Origin of the sequence: Halomonas sp. DP3Y7-2, from assembly GCF_019800795.1 — a bacterium.
Classification (GTDB): domain Bacteria; phylum Pseudomonadota; class Gammaproteobacteria; order Pseudomonadales; family Halomonadaceae; genus Halomonas; species Halomonas litopenaei_A.
The window spans coordinates 21,133-38,464 of sequence record NZ_JAHVKJ010000009.1; the positions used below are offsets into that span (position 1 = coordinate 21,133).

Genomic DNA, 17,332 nt, shown 5'->3' on the forward strand with positions numbered 1-17,332 from the left:
ATGCAGCATGACCTCTTGATCCGTGGCGCCACCCTGCTGGATGGCACTGGCGCCGACCCGTTCATCGCCGATGTGGCCATCAAGGGCGATCGCATCGTGGCGCTGGGGCAGTTGGCGGGACACGAGGCTCTCGACGTCATCGAGGCGCAAGGTCTGACCCTCACGCCTGGGTTTATCGACGTTCACACCCACGATGACACCAATGTGGTGCGCACCCCTGACATGCTGCCCAAGCTAAGTCAGGGGGTGACCACCGTGGTGGTGGGCAATTGTGGCATCAGTGCCTCTCCGGTCCAGCTGGCAGGTAGCGACGTGCCGGACCCCATGAACCTGCTGGGTGAGGCCGACGACTTCGTCTATCCCACCTTTGCCGCCTATGCCCAGGCCGTCGAACAGGCGGCACCGGCCATCAATGTCGCCGCGCTGGTGGGCCACACCAGCCTGCGCTCTCAAGTCATGCAGGACCTTGAGCGACCCGCCAGCGAGGAAGAGATTACTGCCATGCGCGCATCCCTCGAGCAAGCCCTTGCCGAAGGAGCGATCGGGATGAGCACCGGGCTTGCCTATCGCAACGCCCGCCAGGCGCCGAGTGCCGAAGTGGCGGCATTGGTGCGTGCGGTCAGCGCTGCAGGGGGCATCTATACCACCCATCTGCGTGACGAGTTCGCCGGCCAGGCCGAGGCCATGGACGAAGCCTTCGCCACCGCTCGTGACGCCAGCGCACCCTTGGTGATCTCTCACTTGAAGTGTGCCGGCGCCGGTAACTGGGGGCAGGCACCAAGGGCGCTGTCGCAGCTGACCGATGCGGCCACCCAGCAGCGGGTGCACTGCGATTGCTACCCCTATACCGCGGGTTCGTCGACGCTGGACCTGGGCCAGGTCACGGATGAAATCGAGATCACTATCACCTGGTCGAAACCGCATCCCGAGCAGGCGCGCCGGCCACTGGCGGCGATTGCCGCCGACTGGGAGGTGTCACTGCTGGAGGCGGCCAAGCGGCTGCAGCCGGCGGGAGCGGTCTACCACAACATGTGTGAAGAGGATATGCGCCAGGTACTGGCGCACCCGCTGACCATGGTCGGCTCGGATGGCCTGCCCAATGATCCTCATCCCCACCCGCGTCTGTGGGGCGCCTTTCCCCGAGTCCTCGCCCATTACAGCCGGGACCTGGCGTTGATGGCGCCCGCCGAGGCGGTGCGCAAGATGACCGGCCTGTCCGCTGCCACCTTTGGCCTTGAAGATCGCGGAGTGATTCGCCAGGGAGCGTTCGCTGACCTGGTGTTGCTGGACCTGGAACGATTGGACGACAGCGCCACCTATGACCAACCCAAGACGCCCGCACAAGGCATTCTACGGGTGTGGGTCAATGGCCACACGGCCTATACCGAGGGCAGGGCCTCGAACGAACGTAACGGACGCATGTTGCGTCGAAGCGTGCGCCTGGAGGCGACGCCACTGTAGCGAGCGCTTCGCCAAGGAACGCTCAACATATCAAGAGTTTGCATCTGTACCTGACAGGAGAGTGAAAGATGAGCATCAAGCGTTATGGCGCCGAGGGAGGCGTAGGCACCGGTGGACAGAAACTGCCGTTCTCCCGGGCCGTCGAGGCGGGGGGCTGGCTCAAGGTGTCTGGCCAGACACCCATGACCGACGGTGAAGTGGTGGAAGGCGGCATCATCGAGCAGAGCCGACTGGCCTTCGAGAATGCGCTGACCATCGCCCGTGAGGCTGGGTACGACATCGAACACGTGGTGCACGTGACCGCGGTGCTGACCGATGCCCGATACTTCCAGTCGTTCAACAAGGTCTTTGCGGAGTACTTCAAGGATCACCCGCCGGCACGTATCTGCAGCGTTCAGGACCTGGTGGTGGACTGCAAGGTCGAGGTCGATCTGACGTGCTATCGCGCTGACCGGGCCTGAATAAGGAAGGGGATCAGGGGATAACCAGGGGCGAGCGGCAACTCGTCCTGGGCAGGATGCCCGCATCGCAGTGAAGGAGGGCGCCGGGTCCCGGCAAGGACCCGACGCCAGGCTCAGCAAACGCTTACGTTCACTGTCTCGATCGCGGCAACGACCGAGACGACAAGTATAAGAGGTCTGTATGAACAGTCATCTTTTCCTTGCTACCTTTTGTATCTACATCGTCCTGATGATTGGCTTTGGCTGGTGGATGTCGCGCAATGATCGCGGTTCCGGCGATGATTTTCTTCTTGGCGGGCGCAGTGTCCCGCTGTTTCTGACCATCGGCACCACCGTCGCCACCATGGTGGGTACCGGCTCCAGCATGGGAGCCGTAGGCTTTGGCTACGCTAACGGATGGGGCGGGGCGCTGTATGGCCTCGGCGGCTCCATCGGCGTGCTGCTGTTGGCGCTGTGTTTCTCCGGGGTGCGGCGCTACCGCTTCATGACCATGAGTGAAGAGCTGTCGTTCTATGTGGGCGCCAACCGTCTGGTGCGCAATGTGGTGGCCCTGTTCATCTACATCGCCTGTATCGGTTGGCTGGGTGCCCATATCCTTGGCGGCGGTCTGTATCTTGCCTGGATGGCTGACATCCCGGTGTGGCAGGCCAAGCTCATCGTGGCCCTGGGGTTTGGCGTCTACTGTGTCATCGGTGGCTATATGGCGGTGGTGTGGACCGACACCGTCCAGGCGATCGTGCTGTTCGTCGGCTTCTTCCTGATGGCGGTGGTGGCCGTGGTAGAGGTAGGAGGCTTCGCCGAGATGACCGCCTCGATGGATGCCGCTGCCACCAGCTTCCTGGCGATCGAAAAGGTTGGCCTGGTACCGGCGCTGTCACTGGTGGCGGTCATCGCGGTAGGGGTGCTGTCGACTCCGTCCTTCCGTCAGCGGATCTACTCCGGTGCTTCCGTGGGTTCGGTGCGTCGCTCCTTCCTGGTCACCGGCTGCCTGTACATGTTGTTTTCCATCGTCCCGGCGATCATCGGCATGTCGACCTATGCGCTGAACCCTGGCCTTGAAAACAGCAACTTTGCGTTCCCTTACCTGGCCACCGAAGTGCTGCCGCTGTGGCTGGGCCTGCTGCTGCTCGTCGCGGGCCTCTCGGCCACCATGTCCAGCGCCAGCAGCGATGCCATCGCCGGGGTCACCACCTTGATTCGTGACCTCTACGTGCTGGTCAAGGGTCGTGCTCCTTCGGCCAACAGCGTGGTCTGGCTGTCCCGTGTCGGTCTGGTGTTCACGATCAGCCTGGCGCTGGCCTTCGCCCTGACCTCCGATAACGTGATCGCCTACATCACCAAGATGGTGGCCACGGTACTGGCGGGCATGTTCGTCTGCGGGATTCTGGGACGTTTCTGGTCTCGCTATACCTGGCAGGGGGCGATCGCTTCCCTGGCAACTGCCTCGATAACGTCACTGGTGGTGATCAGCCATAGTGGCTGGAACCTGTACTGGGGCAATCCGAGTATCCCGGCAGTGGGAATGGCAATCCTGGTGGGTATCGTGGTGAGTCTGTTCACCCCAGCATCCGAGCTGACCGAGGATCAGGCGCTGGAGCTGATCACCCAGGAACGTGAGCGTATGGAAGCCGTACCCGAGGTGCCACTGCGCAAGGGGGCCAAGGCCTGATCGAGTAAGGCACTCATGAGGATTCCAGGGCCCCGCGTCATGCATGTGACGCGGGGTTTTATTCATCGACCATCTTGCACAGGGCCCCGCCCCGATAACCCTAGGGTGACTTGAGCGTCCACATGTTCCTGAGGACATCATCCTTGAGCACCCAGTGATGGAAAAGGGCGCCCGCGATATGGCCGGCCAGCAATACCGGCAGCAGCAGATCGGCGCCCCATTCCTTGTGAAAACGAGCGAAAGGATCCATCAGGCTTATCAGCGGTTGGGCCAGTGCATCCGACAGCCAGTCAGCCACTGGCAGGCGTTGAAACGAAGGCAGTGTCCACTGGCCCAGCACCTTGAGGTCGAAGCCGGTGCCGACATAGGCCGCGACTGGCAGCGCCAGCAGTAACGCGAGCAGGCCTCGGTGAGCGAGGCGAGTCAACCGGGGCAGGCCCTGGGGGGCAGGTCGAGGCAGCCACAGGTGCGCCATCAGCAGGCCCAGCGACAGCGCTACGCTTAACAGTCCCAGATTGATGTGGGCCACCAGCAGATACCAGTTGGCGGCTTCCAGTTGGGTGGTCGCCCACTTGCGTCCGTAGGCGCTCAGGTAGAGAAGGCCGATGGTCAGTGCCAGCAAAGCGTGCAGGGCACGACTGGTCAGGGCGTGGCGGGCAGGGTGGACATCGGGTACGTGGGGGACGTCGCGGTCTCGGCTTGCGGGCATGGAGGAAACCTCTTGGGCTCGGTAAGCCAGGCATCAGGCAAGTACCGCCATGCTGACCCCTGTCCCTTCGCCTGTCAGCCATTGCCTGTGCCATGCTGAGGAAGATTCGCCCTCGGAGCCTGCCATGTCGATCTTTCTCGTCACCCTGTTTATCGCTTCCCTGCTGCCGATCCTGCTGGCCTGGATCGGTGCCGCCTGGCGCGTGCGCCAGTTCGGCCATCTCGATAACCGCCATCCGCGCGACCAGCAGGCCGCCATGGAAGGGATTGGCGCGCGCCTGCATGCGGCCCAGTCCAATGCCTGGGAGGCATTGATCGTCTATCTGAGCACGGCCGTGGTCGCCATGGGCGCTGGCGCCGATCTACACAGCCTCGACACGCCTGCGCTAGTCTTTCTTGCCTCGCGCCTGCTGCATCCCATCGCCTATGCCCTCGACTGGCAATGGATCCGCTCTGGTGTGTTTGCCATCGGCATGCTGGCATGCCTTGTCATCATGATCGGGGCGCTGTGGTAGGCGCCCCGATACGTGCCTCTTGCCTGGGTCGCCGTCGGTGGTCAGGCGGCCCTCACTGGCGCTATGTCAAACTATCCACCAGTCGCTGACAGATACCGTCCAGGGCCTTGGCCTTGCCTTCGTCTGCCAGACTACCGTCTTCATGGAAGGCCTCACCGGCACCGCCGACGGCGAGCTGGTCGGGCAGGACGGTCACGCCGATGTTGCTCAGCAGCTGGCGCAGTAGAGGCAGGGCACGCAGTCCGCCGAGCCCGCCGGGTGAGGCGCCCACGATGGCGGCCACCTTGTGCTGATAGGGTTCGAGCGCGCCCAGGTCTCCATCAGGCCGAGACACCCAGTCGATGGTGTTCTTCAACAGAGGCGTGATGAAGCCATTGTATTCAGGAGAGGCGATGGCAAGGCCCTGGTGGTCCATGAACATGCGCTTCAGGCGGCTGGCGTGCTCTGGCAGTCCCTCTTGCTCCTCCAGATCACCGTCGTAGAGAGGCATGGGAAAATCTGCCAGGTCAACAAAGGTGGCGTCGCCCCCACAGGCATCGATACGCTGTGCCATCAGCTTTGCCAGACGCTTGTTATAGGAGTTCTTGCGAGCGCTGCCCGCGAAGACCAGGATACGTGGACGTTGGTGGCTCATGACGTGTTCCTCCATGTCAGGTTGATGCGCTAGGGCAGTCGTCAGGGCGTTGAGATGGGGCGCAAGCGCAGACGCGAACCCGCTGCTTCGTCATCATGCAATGTACACTACGTTGAAGGCACACGGAGGCTGCCCATGAAGTATCCCAAGACCCCGGATGGTCGTTACTTTGTTGCCAAGAATCGGTTGTGGCGCTGCACCGATCCAAGCCTTGATGAGGCGTTTCGACAGCGCCACGTCAAGGCGTTGATGGCAGCTCGTCGAGCGGTGAAGGATGCCAGGCAGAGTGAGGACGAGGCTGCCTTGAAGGCTGCCCGGGCACAGGTACAGGCCGCCAAGGAGGCACTCGGCGAGCGCGGCCCCGTGTGGTGGGACGATGGAGCCGAGGATGAATCCGGCAAGGCGCCGCACAACAGCAGCTACGCCGACTGGTGGGCGAGTCGCAGCCCCTGACACGGCAGATCATTGCCATGGCAATGGCAGGGCTTCCCTTCGTTTGTCCACGGAAAGTGCAGGGCTTCCCTCAGCTAGTCCATGGCAATGGCAGGGCTTCCAGGCGCGGGCCCTGCCACTGAGGTATGGTGCCAAAGCGGGGGCTTTCGGCTTCCCAGTCCCGCTGGGCCTCGATAATCGCTTTGCGCGAGTGCCCAGTGATAAAAGGACCACATGATGGTGCCTCTGGGGCCTCGCTCTTCCCGCAGCTGGTTCTGGGTCTCAGCTGGTCCAGGGCAATGGCGGGGCTTCCAGGCGCGGTCCCTGCCACTGAGGTATGGTGCCAAAGCGGGGACTTTCGGCCTCCCAGTCCCGTTGGGCCTCAATAATCGCTTTGCGCGAGTGCCCAGTGATAAAAGGACCACATGATGGTGCCTCTGGGGCCTCGCTCCTTCCCTCAGCTGGTCCATGGCAATGGCGGGGCTTCCAGGCGCGGTCCCTGCCACTGAGGTATGGTGCCAAAGCGGGGGCTTTCGGCCTCCCAGTCCCGCTGGGCTTCGATAATCGCTTTGCGCGAGTGCCCGACAAAGTTCCACCACATGACAATCTCATCCTCGAGCGGCTCACCGCCAATCAACAGCATGCGGCTGCCAGGCGACAGGGTGACGTCGACAGCGTTGCGGCCGCGACCCAGGTAGGCCAGCTCATCCACCTTGAAGGATTCTCCGTCCAGGGTCAGGTCACCCTCCAGCACCAGCACCCCGTATTCGAATGCTGCCTGAAGCGGCAGCGTCAGCTGGGCGGAGCGCTCGGCCTGAAGATCAACGCCCACCAGCGGGGAGAAGCTCAGGGTGGGTGCATCATGCCCACCGTAGTGGCCAACCAGAAGAGTGAAGTGAACATCCTCCTGGGACCAGCGGGGCAGGTCGGCGTAGTGGTCGAAGCGAGGCGCCGTGTCAGCGTGTTCAAGAGGCAGCGCGATCCACAGTTGGGCGGCATGCAGCTCGTCACTGTCCTCGAGGCTCTCTTCGGTATGGCTGATGCCATGGCCCGCGGTCATCAGATTGACCTCGCCAGGCCGGATGACCTGATCACTGCCTAGGCTGTCGCGATGATGTACCTCACCTGACAGCATCCAGGTGAAGGTCTGCAAGCTGGTATGGGGATGGGGGCCGACCCGCATGCCCTCACCCTCGCGCAGGATACTGGGGCCCGCGTGATCGAGAAAACACCAGGCGCCGATGGTGCGGCGGTGTCGAGTAGGCAGCACGCGATGGATTGGCAGCCCTCCGACAGCGGCCTCTCGCGAGCCAATACGCTGAATCTGATAACGTCCGTCGATGACCGGACAATCCCGTGAGGACGAAGGGCGGCGGGGTGTTTCGTGCAGACTCATGGGCGGCTCCCGGGGCAAGTGGGGTGACAGACCTCTGGTGAGGGCGGACCGGCGAGGCCGACTGGCAGGTTAGTGGAGCCGGTGGTGCTGGGATAGACGCTATCAAAAGCCTAGTGTGCCCATTCGGTAGCGACAAGCCATTTACTCTCCTTAGAGAGGCTTTGATCTGCATGAGCTGGGCCTGCAGGAACACGGTGCCCCTCTGGCGCAGCCACAGCGATGGCCAGCAGGCGCTGATGGGTAAAGCGTGCGGCTAGAGTCAGTACGACCATTCGCGCAGGGGCTGGTACGCCCTCAGGGACTGAAACGACAACGCCACGGCGAACCGTGGCGTTGAGGGTCAAGCGGGGGCATTCATCAGGATCAAGCGTCGGTCCTGGTGGTGCCTTCGGTCTGGCCGGATGTTCCAGGCCAGGCGCTGCGGTCGACCTTGCCCTTGAGCTTCGGGAACTGGTCGGGGTCGAAGGTGGGCTCCTTGCCCGCCTTGAGCTGTCGCTCGTAGTCACGGAACAGCGCGAAGGCCAGGGGCGACAGCAGCAGGATCGCGATCAGGTTGATCAGTGCCATCATGCCCATGGACAGGTCGGCAAAGCCCCAGATGGTCTTCAGCTGCGCCACCGAGCCAATCATGATCATGGCCAGCACCGCCAGCCGATAGATGAATACCGCGCCGGCAGAACGGCGCTTGCCGGCCAGGTATTCAATGTTGGACTCGCCGTAGGAGTAGTTGGCGATCAGTGACGTGAAGGCGAACAGGAGAATGGCGATCGCCACGAACATGCCGCCCCAGCTACCTACGTGCTCGGTCAGCGCCGTCTGGGTCAACTGGATGCCGTTGGGGGCATCGCCACTTTGCAGGGCCGGCTCTGCCAGAATGATCACTGCCGCTGTCGCGGTGCAGATTACCAGCGTGTCGAAGAATACCCCCAGCATCTGGATAAAGCCCTGAGCCGCTGGATGGTTGGGTCGAGTGCTGGCGGTCGCTGCCACGTTGGGGGCGGAGCCCATACCGGCCTCGTTGGAGAACAGGCCGCGCTTGATGCCTTGCATCATGGCCTGGGCCACGGCGTAGCCCACGGCACCGCCGGCGGCTTCTTCAAGACCAAAGGCGCTATTGAAGATCAGGGCGATGGCGCCAGGAAGCTCCTCGATGTTCAACGCCACGACCACCAGCGCCAGAATCAGGTACAGCACCGCCATGACCGGCACGATCAGCTCTGCCACCTTGGCGATGGAGCGCAGGCCACCGAAGATGATCGGCGCTACCGCCACCAGCAGGGCAACGCCCACCACCCAGGTCGGAATCGAGAAGGCCTGCTCCATGGCTTGGGCAATAGAGTTGGCCTGGACACTGTTGAAGGCGAGACCAAAGGCGATGATCAGACAGATGGAGAAGGCAACCGCCATCCAGCGTTGGCCGAGGCCTCGCTCGATGTACCGGGCAGGGCCGCCACGGAAGGTCTTGTCGCCGTGGTCGACCTTATAGGCCTGAGCCAGGGCAGACTCGACAAAGCTGGTAGCCATGCCCACCAGAGCGGTCATCCACATCCAGAAGATGGCGCCGGGGCCGCCCAGGTAGATGGCCACGGCGACACCCGCCAGGTTGCCGGTGCCCACACGGGCGGCAAGGCTGGTCGACAGCGCCTGAAACGAGGAAATGCCTTCGCCGCCGTCACGTGATCCCTTGAGCAGGGAGAACATATGGCCGAAGAAGCGAAATTGAATACCGCGGGTCATCACGGTGAAATAGAGGCCGGCGCCGATCAGAAGGTAGACCAGCAGCTTGCCCCAGATCAGGCCGTTTCCAGCGGAAACGACGCTGTTGAACCAGGTGGCGATGGAGTCCATGTCAAAGCGTTCCATTGGTAGGAATTCGGTGGCCATTTTTCACGAAATGGTAGGGATGACAAGGCGTGTGGCGAAAAGATTGAGTTATCGCGTTGATTTGTGGATATGTTATTAGACTTTGGTAGTATTTTTGCGCCTGATGCAGCACTTGGCGCGTTAGTAGACAGGTCGCTGGCCTGTCGAGCGCATGCTCAGAGACAAAAGTGCTGCGCACCGCGCACGCTGGAGGATGTCGTGCGCTAAGGATGATTACCCTTAGTCAGGCCTGTTGATGGGTCATCGTTGGCGTGGCGCCAACATCTGAACGCATCGATGGTGAATACGTCGAAACTGTTGATGCATTCCTCGAGCTCACTGAAGGAGATACCCATGAAGGATACCCCCCAAGGCGAACAGCATCCGGGCGTTGAAGCGGCACCGGCGGCCACCCGTGGGTTTCGTCTTAACCACAGCATGTTGAGGGTCAAGGACCCGCAAGTATCGCTCGCCTTTTATTCCCGCGTGTTTGGCATGAGCGTGCTGAGGCGCCTGGATTTCGAGGAGATGCAGTTCTCGCTGTATTTCCTCGCTAACCTGGATGCCCAGGATGAGGTGCCTGAAGATGTGGCGGCTCGCACTACCTGGACCTTCCAGCAGCGCGGGTTGCTGGAGTTCACGCACAACTGGGGCACTGAGGAGCAGGAAGGACGTATCTACCACGATGGCAACGCCGAACCGCAGGGTTTTGGTCACATCTGTTTTGCAGTGCCGGATCTGCACGCCGCGGTGGCCTGGTTTGATGACAATGACGTCGAATTCATCAAGCGCCCCGAACAGGGCAAGATGAAGGACGTGGTCTTCGTCAAGGATCCGGACGGTTACTGGATCGAGGTGGTCCAGCCAGACCTGATGTCACAGGTGGGCAAAGGCTGAAGGCGCTTGGCCCGTATCACGGGCTAAGGAAACACTGCATAAAGGCCTGCGCGGCCGATTCATTGCGTGACGCGCTGCTCGAACTCTCAGCGATACCGCATAGGCTCCGGGTTCCGCGCTGCGGGCGCCTGGTGCCTCATGCCACTCGACTGATGTAGTCAGCACTTCTCTATCGGGACGAGCCAGCCGACGTATTGACGCTTATCTAGCGCGGCAGGCAGTGCACCAGGCTGTCACGCAGGCTGCGCGGATGAAGGCCCAGGTCGTCGAAGGTACCTACACCGCGTGACACCAAGTTGTCCTGCTGGATCAGCCACAGCATGTCACGGGTGAGCGGGGCAGACGGCAGGGCCTTCATGGTCGTGGCCAGGGCATGCCATAGCCACATCGGCGTCGTCAGCAGGGTGGGGTCCCTATCCAGATGGCGGGCGACCAGCGTGACGAGGTCGCGATAGCGCACGGCGTCAGGTCCGCCCAGCTCATACAGCGCACGCGGCAGATCTGGACGGGTGGCCAGGCGTCCCAGCGCACTGCCGAGATCGCCCACGTGAAGGGGCTGCAGGCGCACCTCTCCGGTGCCGAAGAGCGGGACGACCGGCAGCCGAACCAGGCGTGCCAGCGTGGCCGTCAGACCGGCCTGTGGGCCATACAGCACACTGGGCCTGACGATGACAGCCCGTGGGACCTCTTCCATCACCGCCTGCTCGCCCAGGGCCCGGGCGCGTACATAAGGCGAGGGTGAGTCTGGCCGCGCTCCGATACCGGAAATCAACAGGTAGCGGTCGACGCCGGCGGCCCTGGCCGCTCTGGCCAGCGCTGCGGCGCCCTCTACGTGGACCTTCTCGAAGTCCCCGCGGCGACGTTCCTGGTAGAGGCTGACGGCATTGATCACCGCGCTGGCGCCCTCCAGTACCGGCGCCAGACTGTCGGGGTCTTGCAGGTCTGCCGCCATGGCTTCCACCGGGTCGCCGGGTTCGACCATGTCAGGTAGCCGGGGACGCCTCGCCACCACCCTCACCGCGTGTCCACTGAAATAGAGTTCACGCACAGCGGCAGCCCCGACAAACCCTGTTCCTCCGAGGACGACAACGGGGCGTGTTCTATCACTCATGGCCAGCGCCACTGTCGTTGCGCTGGAGTGCGTCACGCAGCCGCTCCACCGCCAGAAACAGCTGCCGCCTTGGCTGAGCCCCTGACAGAATGCCGGCATGCTCGCCGTCGATCAGGAAGCGCAGGGCAGGCACGCCGGCAATCCCCAGTGCTTGTCCCTCCTCGCGAGACTCGCGGACGGCCTGACGATCTTCTTCATTGGCAAGGCTTGCCACCAGCGCGTCGCCATCGAGTCCCTGGTGACGAACGAGGTCTGCCAGTGCGGCAGGGTCGGAGAGATCCAGGCTGCGTTCGAAAAAGCCACTGAACAAGGCCTTCCTTAACGAGGCTACCTGCTGTGCCGAGGCGTGTCGTTCAGCCCAGGCCAGGGTCTCGAGCGCAAGGCGTGAGCGAGGCTGGATATCCGGCTGGCGCATGCTGAGTCCACGTTCGCGCGCCATGGGCAGCACAGCGTCACGCCACAGTTCGTTCAAGTAGTCGCCATGGGGATCCAAGGCCGGCTCAGGCTCTGGCCTCAGTTCGAATGGACGCCAGTGGATGTGGATGTCATCGCCGAACCGTTGCTCCAAGGCCTCAAGCTCCGGCAGCTCCAGATAGCAAAATGGGCAGCGCAGGTCGCTGAAGACCTCGAGCGTCAGGCGTGGGGGAGTGGGCGATGTCGGCATTCAACTCTCCTGAGTGGCAATACGTGGGACCGGATGGCGACGGAGTCGCCTCTAGCTTGACGACTGATGACGTCGAAGTGAAGCGCCGGCGACAGGCAGGCTCGATGCTGACGAAGGTGCCCAGGCCCTGCTCCCGTGCGCGGCGATGCCGGGCGAATGCGGCCGTGGCCCGGACCCAGCTCGAGAGTCGCCAGTGCAAAGCCTCTGATGCAAAGCCCTTGAGCAAAGCCCTTGAGCAAAGCCCCTGGAGTCAGGCGCTAGGCGTCGTCGGACGGGCGAGCGTCGCGAAGATCCAGGGCGCCGGCGCGCTTGACGGCCCGGATGGCAAAGCTCGAGTCCACGGTATTGACCATGGGCAGGGTCTGCAGCTGTCGCACCCAGCGTTCGTAACCTTTCAGGTCGGCGCTGACAATCTGCAGCAGATAGTCGAAGGCACCGGACACGGTGTGGCACTCGATGACTTCGGGCATCTCTGCCACGGCGGCTTCGAAGGCTTCCACGAGGGCATCTTGATGGCGGCTGAGCTTGACGTGGACGAACACCGTCAGCCCCAGCCCCAGGCGTTCGCGGTCCAGCTCGGCGCGGTAGCGCTGGATCAGCCGCTGTTGCTCCAGCCGGCGGATGCGCCTGGCGCAGGGGGATGGGGACAGACCCACTCGCTCGGCCAGCTCGTGGCTGGTGAGTCGCGCATCCTGCTGCAGCAGAGCGAGTAGATGGCGATCGATACGGTCCAGTTTTTTCAAGGAATTGGCTCAAACTTGCCATGAATGCCGAAATATTGGCACGTACTGCCAATGTGGGTCCAGCGGCGGAGTGTCTTTGCCTGCATTCCCCCGAGCATTGCCGGCAGACTGGCCTTAGCAGGGTGCTTGTACCGCTACCCCACAACCCTCTCGGAGTCCTGTCATGTCGTCTTCTCTGACCCAGGTGGCGCCGCTTGTCGCCTCTCCCCGGCGCGCCCTGTCGGGAGTCGCCGCTGCGCTGGGCGCGGTGCTGATCTGGTCCTGTTACTTCCTCTCGCTGCGCCAAGGGGCACTGTCACCACTGGGAACCCTCGACCTGACCCTGTTTCGCTACGCCGTGCCTGGCCTTGTGCTGCTGCCGTTGGCGCTGCGTCGGCGACAGCGTCTGTTGGCGGTCAACCCGGTGTGGCTGGTCGGCATGATGGCAGGCGCCGGCATTCCCTTCTTTCTGTTGGGGGCGGTGGGGATGGGACTGGCGCCGGTGGCCCACGGCAGTACCCTGATACCCGGGGCGGCGCCGCTGTTCGTCAGTACCCTGGCGGTGTGGGTCTTCGCCCAGCCGTTGTCGCGGGGGCGTGCCGCCGGGTTGGTCGCCATCGCAATGGGCATTGCCTGTCTGCTGGCGTCCTCGGGCCAGGGCTCGCAGTCCCTGCTGCTGGGGCAAGGCATGTTCTTGCTGTCCAGCGTGATGTGGGCGGTGTTCACCCTCAGCGTGCGTCAGAGTGGCCTGTCGGCGCTCGAGGCTACGGCGGTGGTCACGGTGCCCAGTGGATCGATCATTGCGCTGACGGTGGTCGCGATCGAGGTGAGCGGGGTGGGGGGCTTGACGCTACACCTGGTGTCAGCCCAGGAGTGGCTGGGGCAGTTGGTGGTTCAGGGCATCCTGGTGGGGCTGGGATCTGGCCTGCTGATGGGCATCGCGATTCGACGGCTGGGCGCTGAGGCGACCTCGGCACTAGGGTCGCTGACTCCGGTGGTTGCCACGGCGCTGGCCTGGTGGGCGCTGGACGAGACGATCGGTGGGATCACCGCGGTGGGGATGTTGATGGTGGTGTTCGGCGTGATGATCGCCAGCCGTGGCCGTTGATGGCAGGCGTGTCATTGGCGTCAGCGCTGATCCAGAGACACCGCCCGTAGGCGGTGTCTGCGTCAATTGACTTCAGCGCTTCCTTAGCTCAAGCGCACCAGCATCTTGCCGCTGTTGGCGCCCTTGAACAGATCGAGGAAGGCCTCCGGGGTCGCTTCCAGCCCTTCACGCACGGTTTCCTGATAGTCGATATCGCCAGCGGCGACCTGGGGACCCACCTCGGCGAGAAAGGCCGGATAGTTGTCCCAGTGCTCGAACACGATAAAGCCCTGCATGCTGGCGCGACGAATCAGGATCATGGCCAGGTTGGCGGGACCAGGAGCCGGCCCTTCATCATTGTAGCGAGAGATCATGCCGCAGACGGCAATGCGTGCGCCGACGTTGAGATTGTTCAGGGCTGCCTCAAGGCAGACGCCGCCGACGTTCTCGTAGTACACATCGAAACCGCCTGGGCAGGCCTTGGCCAGGTCATCGCTGAGTGTGGCAGCGTCCTTGTCGCGGTAGTCAACCGCGACAATGCCCTGGGACTCGAGCCAATCGCGTTTCTTCTGGCTGCCGGCAAGTCCGACAACGGTGCCGCCCTTGGCCTTGGCCAGTTGTACCGCCAGTGAGCCCACGGCGCCGCTGGCAGCGCTGACCAGGACGTTGTCGCCTTCCTGCATATGCGCAATCGCATTGAGGCCTGTCCAGGCGGTCATGCCAGGCATGCCGAGAACGCCAAGGTAGGCTTGCTCGGGGACGTCAAGATCGGGAAGGGCGGTGACGGTGTCCGCTGATAGCTGTGCCACATCACGCCAGCCGCCCATGTGGGTGACCCGATCACCCACCCTGAAGCGGTCATCGCGGGATTCGATGATTTCACCTACCGCGGCGCCCTCGAGGGGGGCATCGAGGGCGAAGGGATCGATGTACGTCTTGACGCCGCTCATGCGGCCTCGCATGTAGGGGTCAACTGACAGCCAATGATTGCGAATGCGTACCTCGCCATCCTGCAGCGCCGGCAGTTCCTGCTGATTCAGAACAAAGACGTCCGGGCTGGGAGTGCCAGTAGGGTATTCGCTAATGCTGTAGTAGTTGGATTGCATCGATGCCTCCTTTGCTATGGGTAATCGCGTCCTGTCTCGTTCGCTAGATAAGGTGTCGCTGCTGGTCCTGCCTGCCGGGACGTTGCGTCCTGTAGCCAGAGGGCATTGCCCAGTGGATCGGACGACACCTCAGACACCGCTGAGGACACGCCTTTGCTGAGGACGCGGCGTGGCCAATTGACTTAGCGCCTAGCTTGTGCGTCCAGAATAGACCAGTCGGTCGAAGTCGTAAAGAGCTGCGTAGAAGGTAGGAAAAAGCCTCGGGTCATTGAGATCTACACAGTGCGACTGTGCTGAATGGAAGAGGTTCCTTGAGCAGGGGCGAGCGCGCTACTTGAGCAGGGGCGGGCGCGCGAAAAGCGATCGTTATCGAACTAAAGTCTAAAGGCATCGATGTGCATTTTTAGCGAAGCTATGTCCGACATAACTCCACCAAGCGTCAGACACATGGAATAGCAGGTCTGACTCTGCATTCCCTTGTTCGGATGACCCTCATGGCAGCAGCCTCAACTCCCTTGCGTCGCGCGCGCCCGGACATCGCAGATGCCCTGGCCGAGGCGATCTTTGCCGGTGAGTACATGCCGGGCGAGTTCCTGCCCAGAGAAGTGGACCTGTGCGAGCGTTTCGCGGTGAGTCGTTCGACGGTGAGAAGTGCCCTGCAGGTACTGGTCGCCGCTGGCATGATCACTCGAATTTCTGGTCAAGGGTCGCGGGTGCAGCCCCTTGGAGGCTGGCACCTGCTCGATCCCAGGGTCAGCGGCTGGCTGGCGCGTTTCGCCCATCCTAATCCGGTGATTCAGCGCGAGGTGTTTGCCTTTCGCGTAGCCGTCGAGCCTTTCGTCGCCCGACTGGCCGCCGAGCACGCCACCGCCGCCGACCTGCTGGCCATCGAAACCGCCTATCAAGGCATGATCGAAGCGCTGGCCAGCGATGATCTACGCTTTCAGGGCAAGACCCACGACGAGTACGACGTGGCGTTTCACGAGGCCATCTTCACCGCATCGCATAACTTGGTGTGGGCGCAGATCAGCCACGTTCTCAAGCCTGCCATTGCGCTGCTGGTGGAGCGATCCAACCACAGCGCGGACAGGCTCAATGACAGCATGGATCGTCATCGCAAGGTGATGGAGGCGATTCGGCTGAGACAGCCCCGCGAAGCGGCCCGTGCGGCGCTCGCGGTACTGGAGCGCACTGGGCAGGACCTTGGACTGGAAGAGGTCACCAAGGCCTCATCGACGCTCGAGACAACCTTTGACGCTCCCGAACTATCTGCAACATGCCGACAAGAAGGATGAGATTCCCATGATGGCAAGCACCAAGCTCAAGACCCCTAGCGCCAAGCTCAAGCTGTTGAGTGCAGCGATTCTGGCATCCATGGCCGCTTCTGCTCAGGCTGCCGAGTATGAGTGGACCTTCCAGACCTCCGAAACGGCCGGCGAGCCTCAGTTCGAGATGAAGAAGGCCTGGGCCGACAACGTTTCGACGATGTCCAATGGCCGCATCGCCATCGAAATTCTGCCGGTCAATGCCGTGGTTCAGGCCAACCAGACCCTGCAGGCGGTGCAGTCCGGCATCCTTCAGGGACACCTGACCGATCCCAGCTACTTCACGGGTCAGAACCCGGCCTTCGGCATGATCGGCAACCTGGTGGGCGCCTGGAGCGACCCCTATGACTTCCTCGACTACATGAACAATGCCGGTGGCGAGGAGCTCTACAACAAGCTGGTCGAACCCTATGGTCTGCACCTGATCGGCGCTGCTGCCACCGGGCTGGAGTCGCTGCCTTCGACCAAGCCGGTGCGCTCCATCGAGGACATGCAGGGCCTCAAGCTGCGCGCTCCGGAAGGCATGGTGTACAACATCTTTGAAGCCGCTGGTGCCACACCGGTCAATCTGCCGGGCTCTGAGGTCTATACCGGTCTCGAGAAGGGTGTGATCGACGCTGCTGACTACACCGTGTTTGCCACCAACCAGGCACAGGGTCTGCACGAGTTTGCTCCTTACCCGCTGTATCCGGGCTTCCACTCCCTGCCGATGGTCGCGGTCTCACTGAACAAGGATGTCTGGGACAGCCTGCCGGACGACCTCAAGACCATCCTCGAGACGTCCGTTGATGCCCTGGCGTATGAGATGGTCGCCGAGCTCAAGACGCGTGACCTCGAAGCCGTGCGCGAAGCGCGCCAGAACCCGGATATCGAGATCATCGACCTGCCGGCGGAAGAGCGCGTAGCGTTCCGTAACATCGCCAAGCAGGAGTGGGAGAACTGGGCCGAGAAGAACGAGATTACCCAGGAATTCTACGAGTCCGTGGTGGCCTACCTGGAAAACCACAACCTGCTGTAAGCCCAAGGTCTCAGGGTAACGCGTCAGCCGTGCTGACTGTCGCCTGGTGTGCAGCGACACGGCATATCGCATAAGGGTGTACCGCGTTACCTGCCAGTACCTGAACGTTCAGGGCGGTGCCACGGCACCGCCCCCTCATTTCCGGATCGTGCCCTGGCGCGATCCTCAAGCCGTCGAGGAAGTCCCATGACAGACCTGCCGGGACAGGACGCCGACAAGGCGCCCGAACGCGCACCCGACGTGGTGCGCAGCCGCTTTGACCA

The 17,332-nt window shown here is 62.6% G+C and carries 17 protein-coding genes; 9 read left to right on the forward strand and 8 right to left on the reverse strand.

The window, feature by feature from the left end:
• From KUV45_RS12325 to KUV45_RS12335, 3 genes are all read left to right on the forward strand, one after another.
• Positions 1–1,461: an amidohydrolase family protein gene (locus KUV45_RS12325; protein ID WP_222164362.1), complete on the forward strand. Its 1,461-nt coding sequence runs from the start codon at positions 1–3 to the stop codon at positions 1,459–1,461.
• 68 nt (positions 1,462–1,529) lie between these two features.
• Complete coding sequence (locus tag KUV45_RS12330; protein WP_206944283.1) at positions 1,530–1,922, forward strand: RidA family protein; 393 nt, start codon at positions 1,530–1,532, stop codon at positions 1,920–1,922.
• Positions 1,923–2,103: 181 nt separating this feature from the next.
• Entirely contained in the window at positions 2,104–3,591 is a 1,488-nt protein-coding gene (locus KUV45_RS12335) for a sodium:solute symporter family protein (protein WP_222164363.1), read from the forward strand.
• Positions 3,592–3,691: 100 nt separating this feature from the next.
• Here KUV45_RS12335 and KUV45_RS12340 read toward each other — a convergent pair whose 3' ends face one another.
• Complete coding sequence (locus KUV45_RS12340; protein WP_222164364.1) at positions 3,692–4,300, reverse strand: cytochrome b; 609 nt, start codon at positions 4,298–4,300, stop codon at positions 3,692–3,694.
• A 124-nt stretch (positions 4,301–4,424) separates the two neighbouring features.
• On the opposite strand from KUV45_RS12340, the gene KUV45_RS12345 reads away from it, so the two are divergent.
• Positions 4,425–4,814: an MAPEG family protein gene (locus KUV45_RS12345; RefSeq protein WP_222164365.1), complete on the forward strand. Its 390-nt coding sequence runs from the start codon at positions 4,425–4,427 to the stop codon at positions 4,812–4,814.
• Between the two features lie 61 nt (positions 4,815–4,875).
• On the opposite strand, the gene KUV45_RS12350 is transcribed toward KUV45_RS12345, so the two are convergent.
• Positions 4,876–5,448, reverse strand: a complete 573-nt coding sequence (locus KUV45_RS12350; protein ID WP_224852163.1) for an NADPH-dependent FMN reductase — start codon at positions 5,446–5,448, stop codon at positions 4,876–4,878.
• Positions 5,449–5,583: 135 nt separating this feature from the next.
• On the opposite strand from KUV45_RS12350, the gene KUV45_RS12355 reads away from it, so the two are divergent.
• Positions 5,584–5,901, forward strand: a complete 318-nt coding sequence (locus tag KUV45_RS12355; RefSeq protein WP_224852162.1) for a hypothetical protein — start codon at positions 5,584–5,586, stop codon at positions 5,899–5,901.
• 436 nt (positions 5,902–6,337) lie between these two features.
• Here KUV45_RS12355 and KUV45_RS12360 read toward each other — a convergent pair whose 3' ends face one another.
• Positions 6,338–7,276, reverse strand: coding sequence for a pirin family protein (locus tag KUV45_RS12360; RefSeq protein WP_222164367.1), 939 nt, complete (start codon positions 7,274–7,276; stop codon positions 6,338–6,340).
• A gap of 363 nt (positions 7,277–7,639) precedes the next feature.
• Complete coding sequence (locus tag KUV45_RS12365) at positions 7,640–9,124, reverse strand: sodium:alanine symporter family protein (RefSeq protein WP_206944270.1); 1,485 nt, start codon at positions 9,122–9,124, stop codon at positions 7,640–7,642.
• A gap of 369 nt (positions 9,125–9,493) precedes the next feature.
• Between KUV45_RS12365 and gloA the strand changes: the two genes are divergently transcribed.
• The gene (gene gloA, locus KUV45_RS12370) at positions 9,494–10,036 is read left to right on the forward strand and encodes a lactoylglutathione lyase (RefSeq protein ID WP_222164368.1); all 543 of its coding nucleotides are present in this window, start codon (positions 9,494–9,496) and stop codon (positions 10,034–10,036) included.
• 205 nt (positions 10,037–10,241) lie between these two features.
• Here gloA and KUV45_RS12375 read toward each other — a convergent pair whose 3' ends face one another.
• The 3 genes from KUV45_RS12375 to KUV45_RS12385 all read right to left on the reverse strand — a co-directional run bounded on the left by KUV45_RS12375 (position 10,242) and on the right by KUV45_RS12385 (position 12,554).
• Positions 10,242–11,147 carry a complex I NDUFA9 subunit family protein gene (locus KUV45_RS12375; protein ID WP_222164369.1) on the reverse strand — a complete coding sequence of 302 codons (906 nt, stop codon included), beginning with the start codon at positions 11,145–11,147 and terminating at the stop codon, positions 10,242–10,244.
• The gene (locus tag KUV45_RS12380; protein WP_206944266.1) at positions 11,140–11,811 is read right to left on the reverse strand and encodes a DsbA family protein; all 672 of its coding nucleotides are present in this window, start codon (positions 11,809–11,811) and stop codon (positions 11,140–11,142) included. Before KUV45_RS12380 ends, KUV45_RS12375 begins: the two co-directional genes overlap by 8 nt.
• A 257-nt stretch (positions 11,812–12,068) precedes the next feature.
• Complete coding sequence (locus KUV45_RS12385; RefSeq protein ID WP_224852161.1) at positions 12,069–12,554, reverse strand: Lrp/AsnC family transcriptional regulator; 486 nt, start codon at positions 12,552–12,554, stop codon at positions 12,069–12,071.
• A 163-nt stretch (positions 12,555–12,717) separates the two neighbouring features.
• On the opposite strand from KUV45_RS12385, the gene KUV45_RS12390 reads away from it, so the two are divergent.
• The gene (locus tag KUV45_RS12390; RefSeq protein WP_222164370.1) at positions 12,718–13,641 is read left to right on the forward strand and encodes a DMT family transporter; all 924 of its coding nucleotides are present in this window, start codon (positions 12,718–12,720) and stop codon (positions 13,639–13,641) included.
• A gap of 83 nt (positions 13,642–13,724) precedes the next feature.
• Here KUV45_RS12390 and KUV45_RS12395 read toward each other — a convergent pair whose 3' ends face one another.
• Positions 13,725–14,726 carry an NADP-dependent oxidoreductase gene (locus tag KUV45_RS12395; protein WP_222164371.1) on the reverse strand — a complete coding sequence of 334 codons (1,002 nt, stop codon included), beginning with the start codon at positions 14,724–14,726 and terminating at the stop codon, positions 13,725–13,727.
• Between the two features lie 494 nt (positions 14,727–15,220).
• Between KUV45_RS12395 and KUV45_RS12400 the strand changes: the two genes are divergently transcribed.
• Together KUV45_RS12400 and KUV45_RS12405 are read left to right on the forward strand one after the other, a co-directional pair.
• A complete protein-coding gene (locus tag KUV45_RS12400) occupies positions 15,221–16,021 on the forward strand; it encodes a FadR/GntR family transcriptional regulator (RefSeq protein WP_206944260.1) in 801 nt (266 codons plus the stop codon).
• Between the two features lie 7 nt (positions 16,022–16,028).
• Positions 16,029–17,069, forward strand: coding sequence for a TRAP transporter substrate-binding protein (locus tag KUV45_RS12405; protein WP_206944258.1), 1,041 nt, complete (start codon positions 16,029–16,031; stop codon positions 17,067–17,069).
• Positions 17,070–17,332 lie beyond the last annotated feature (263 nt).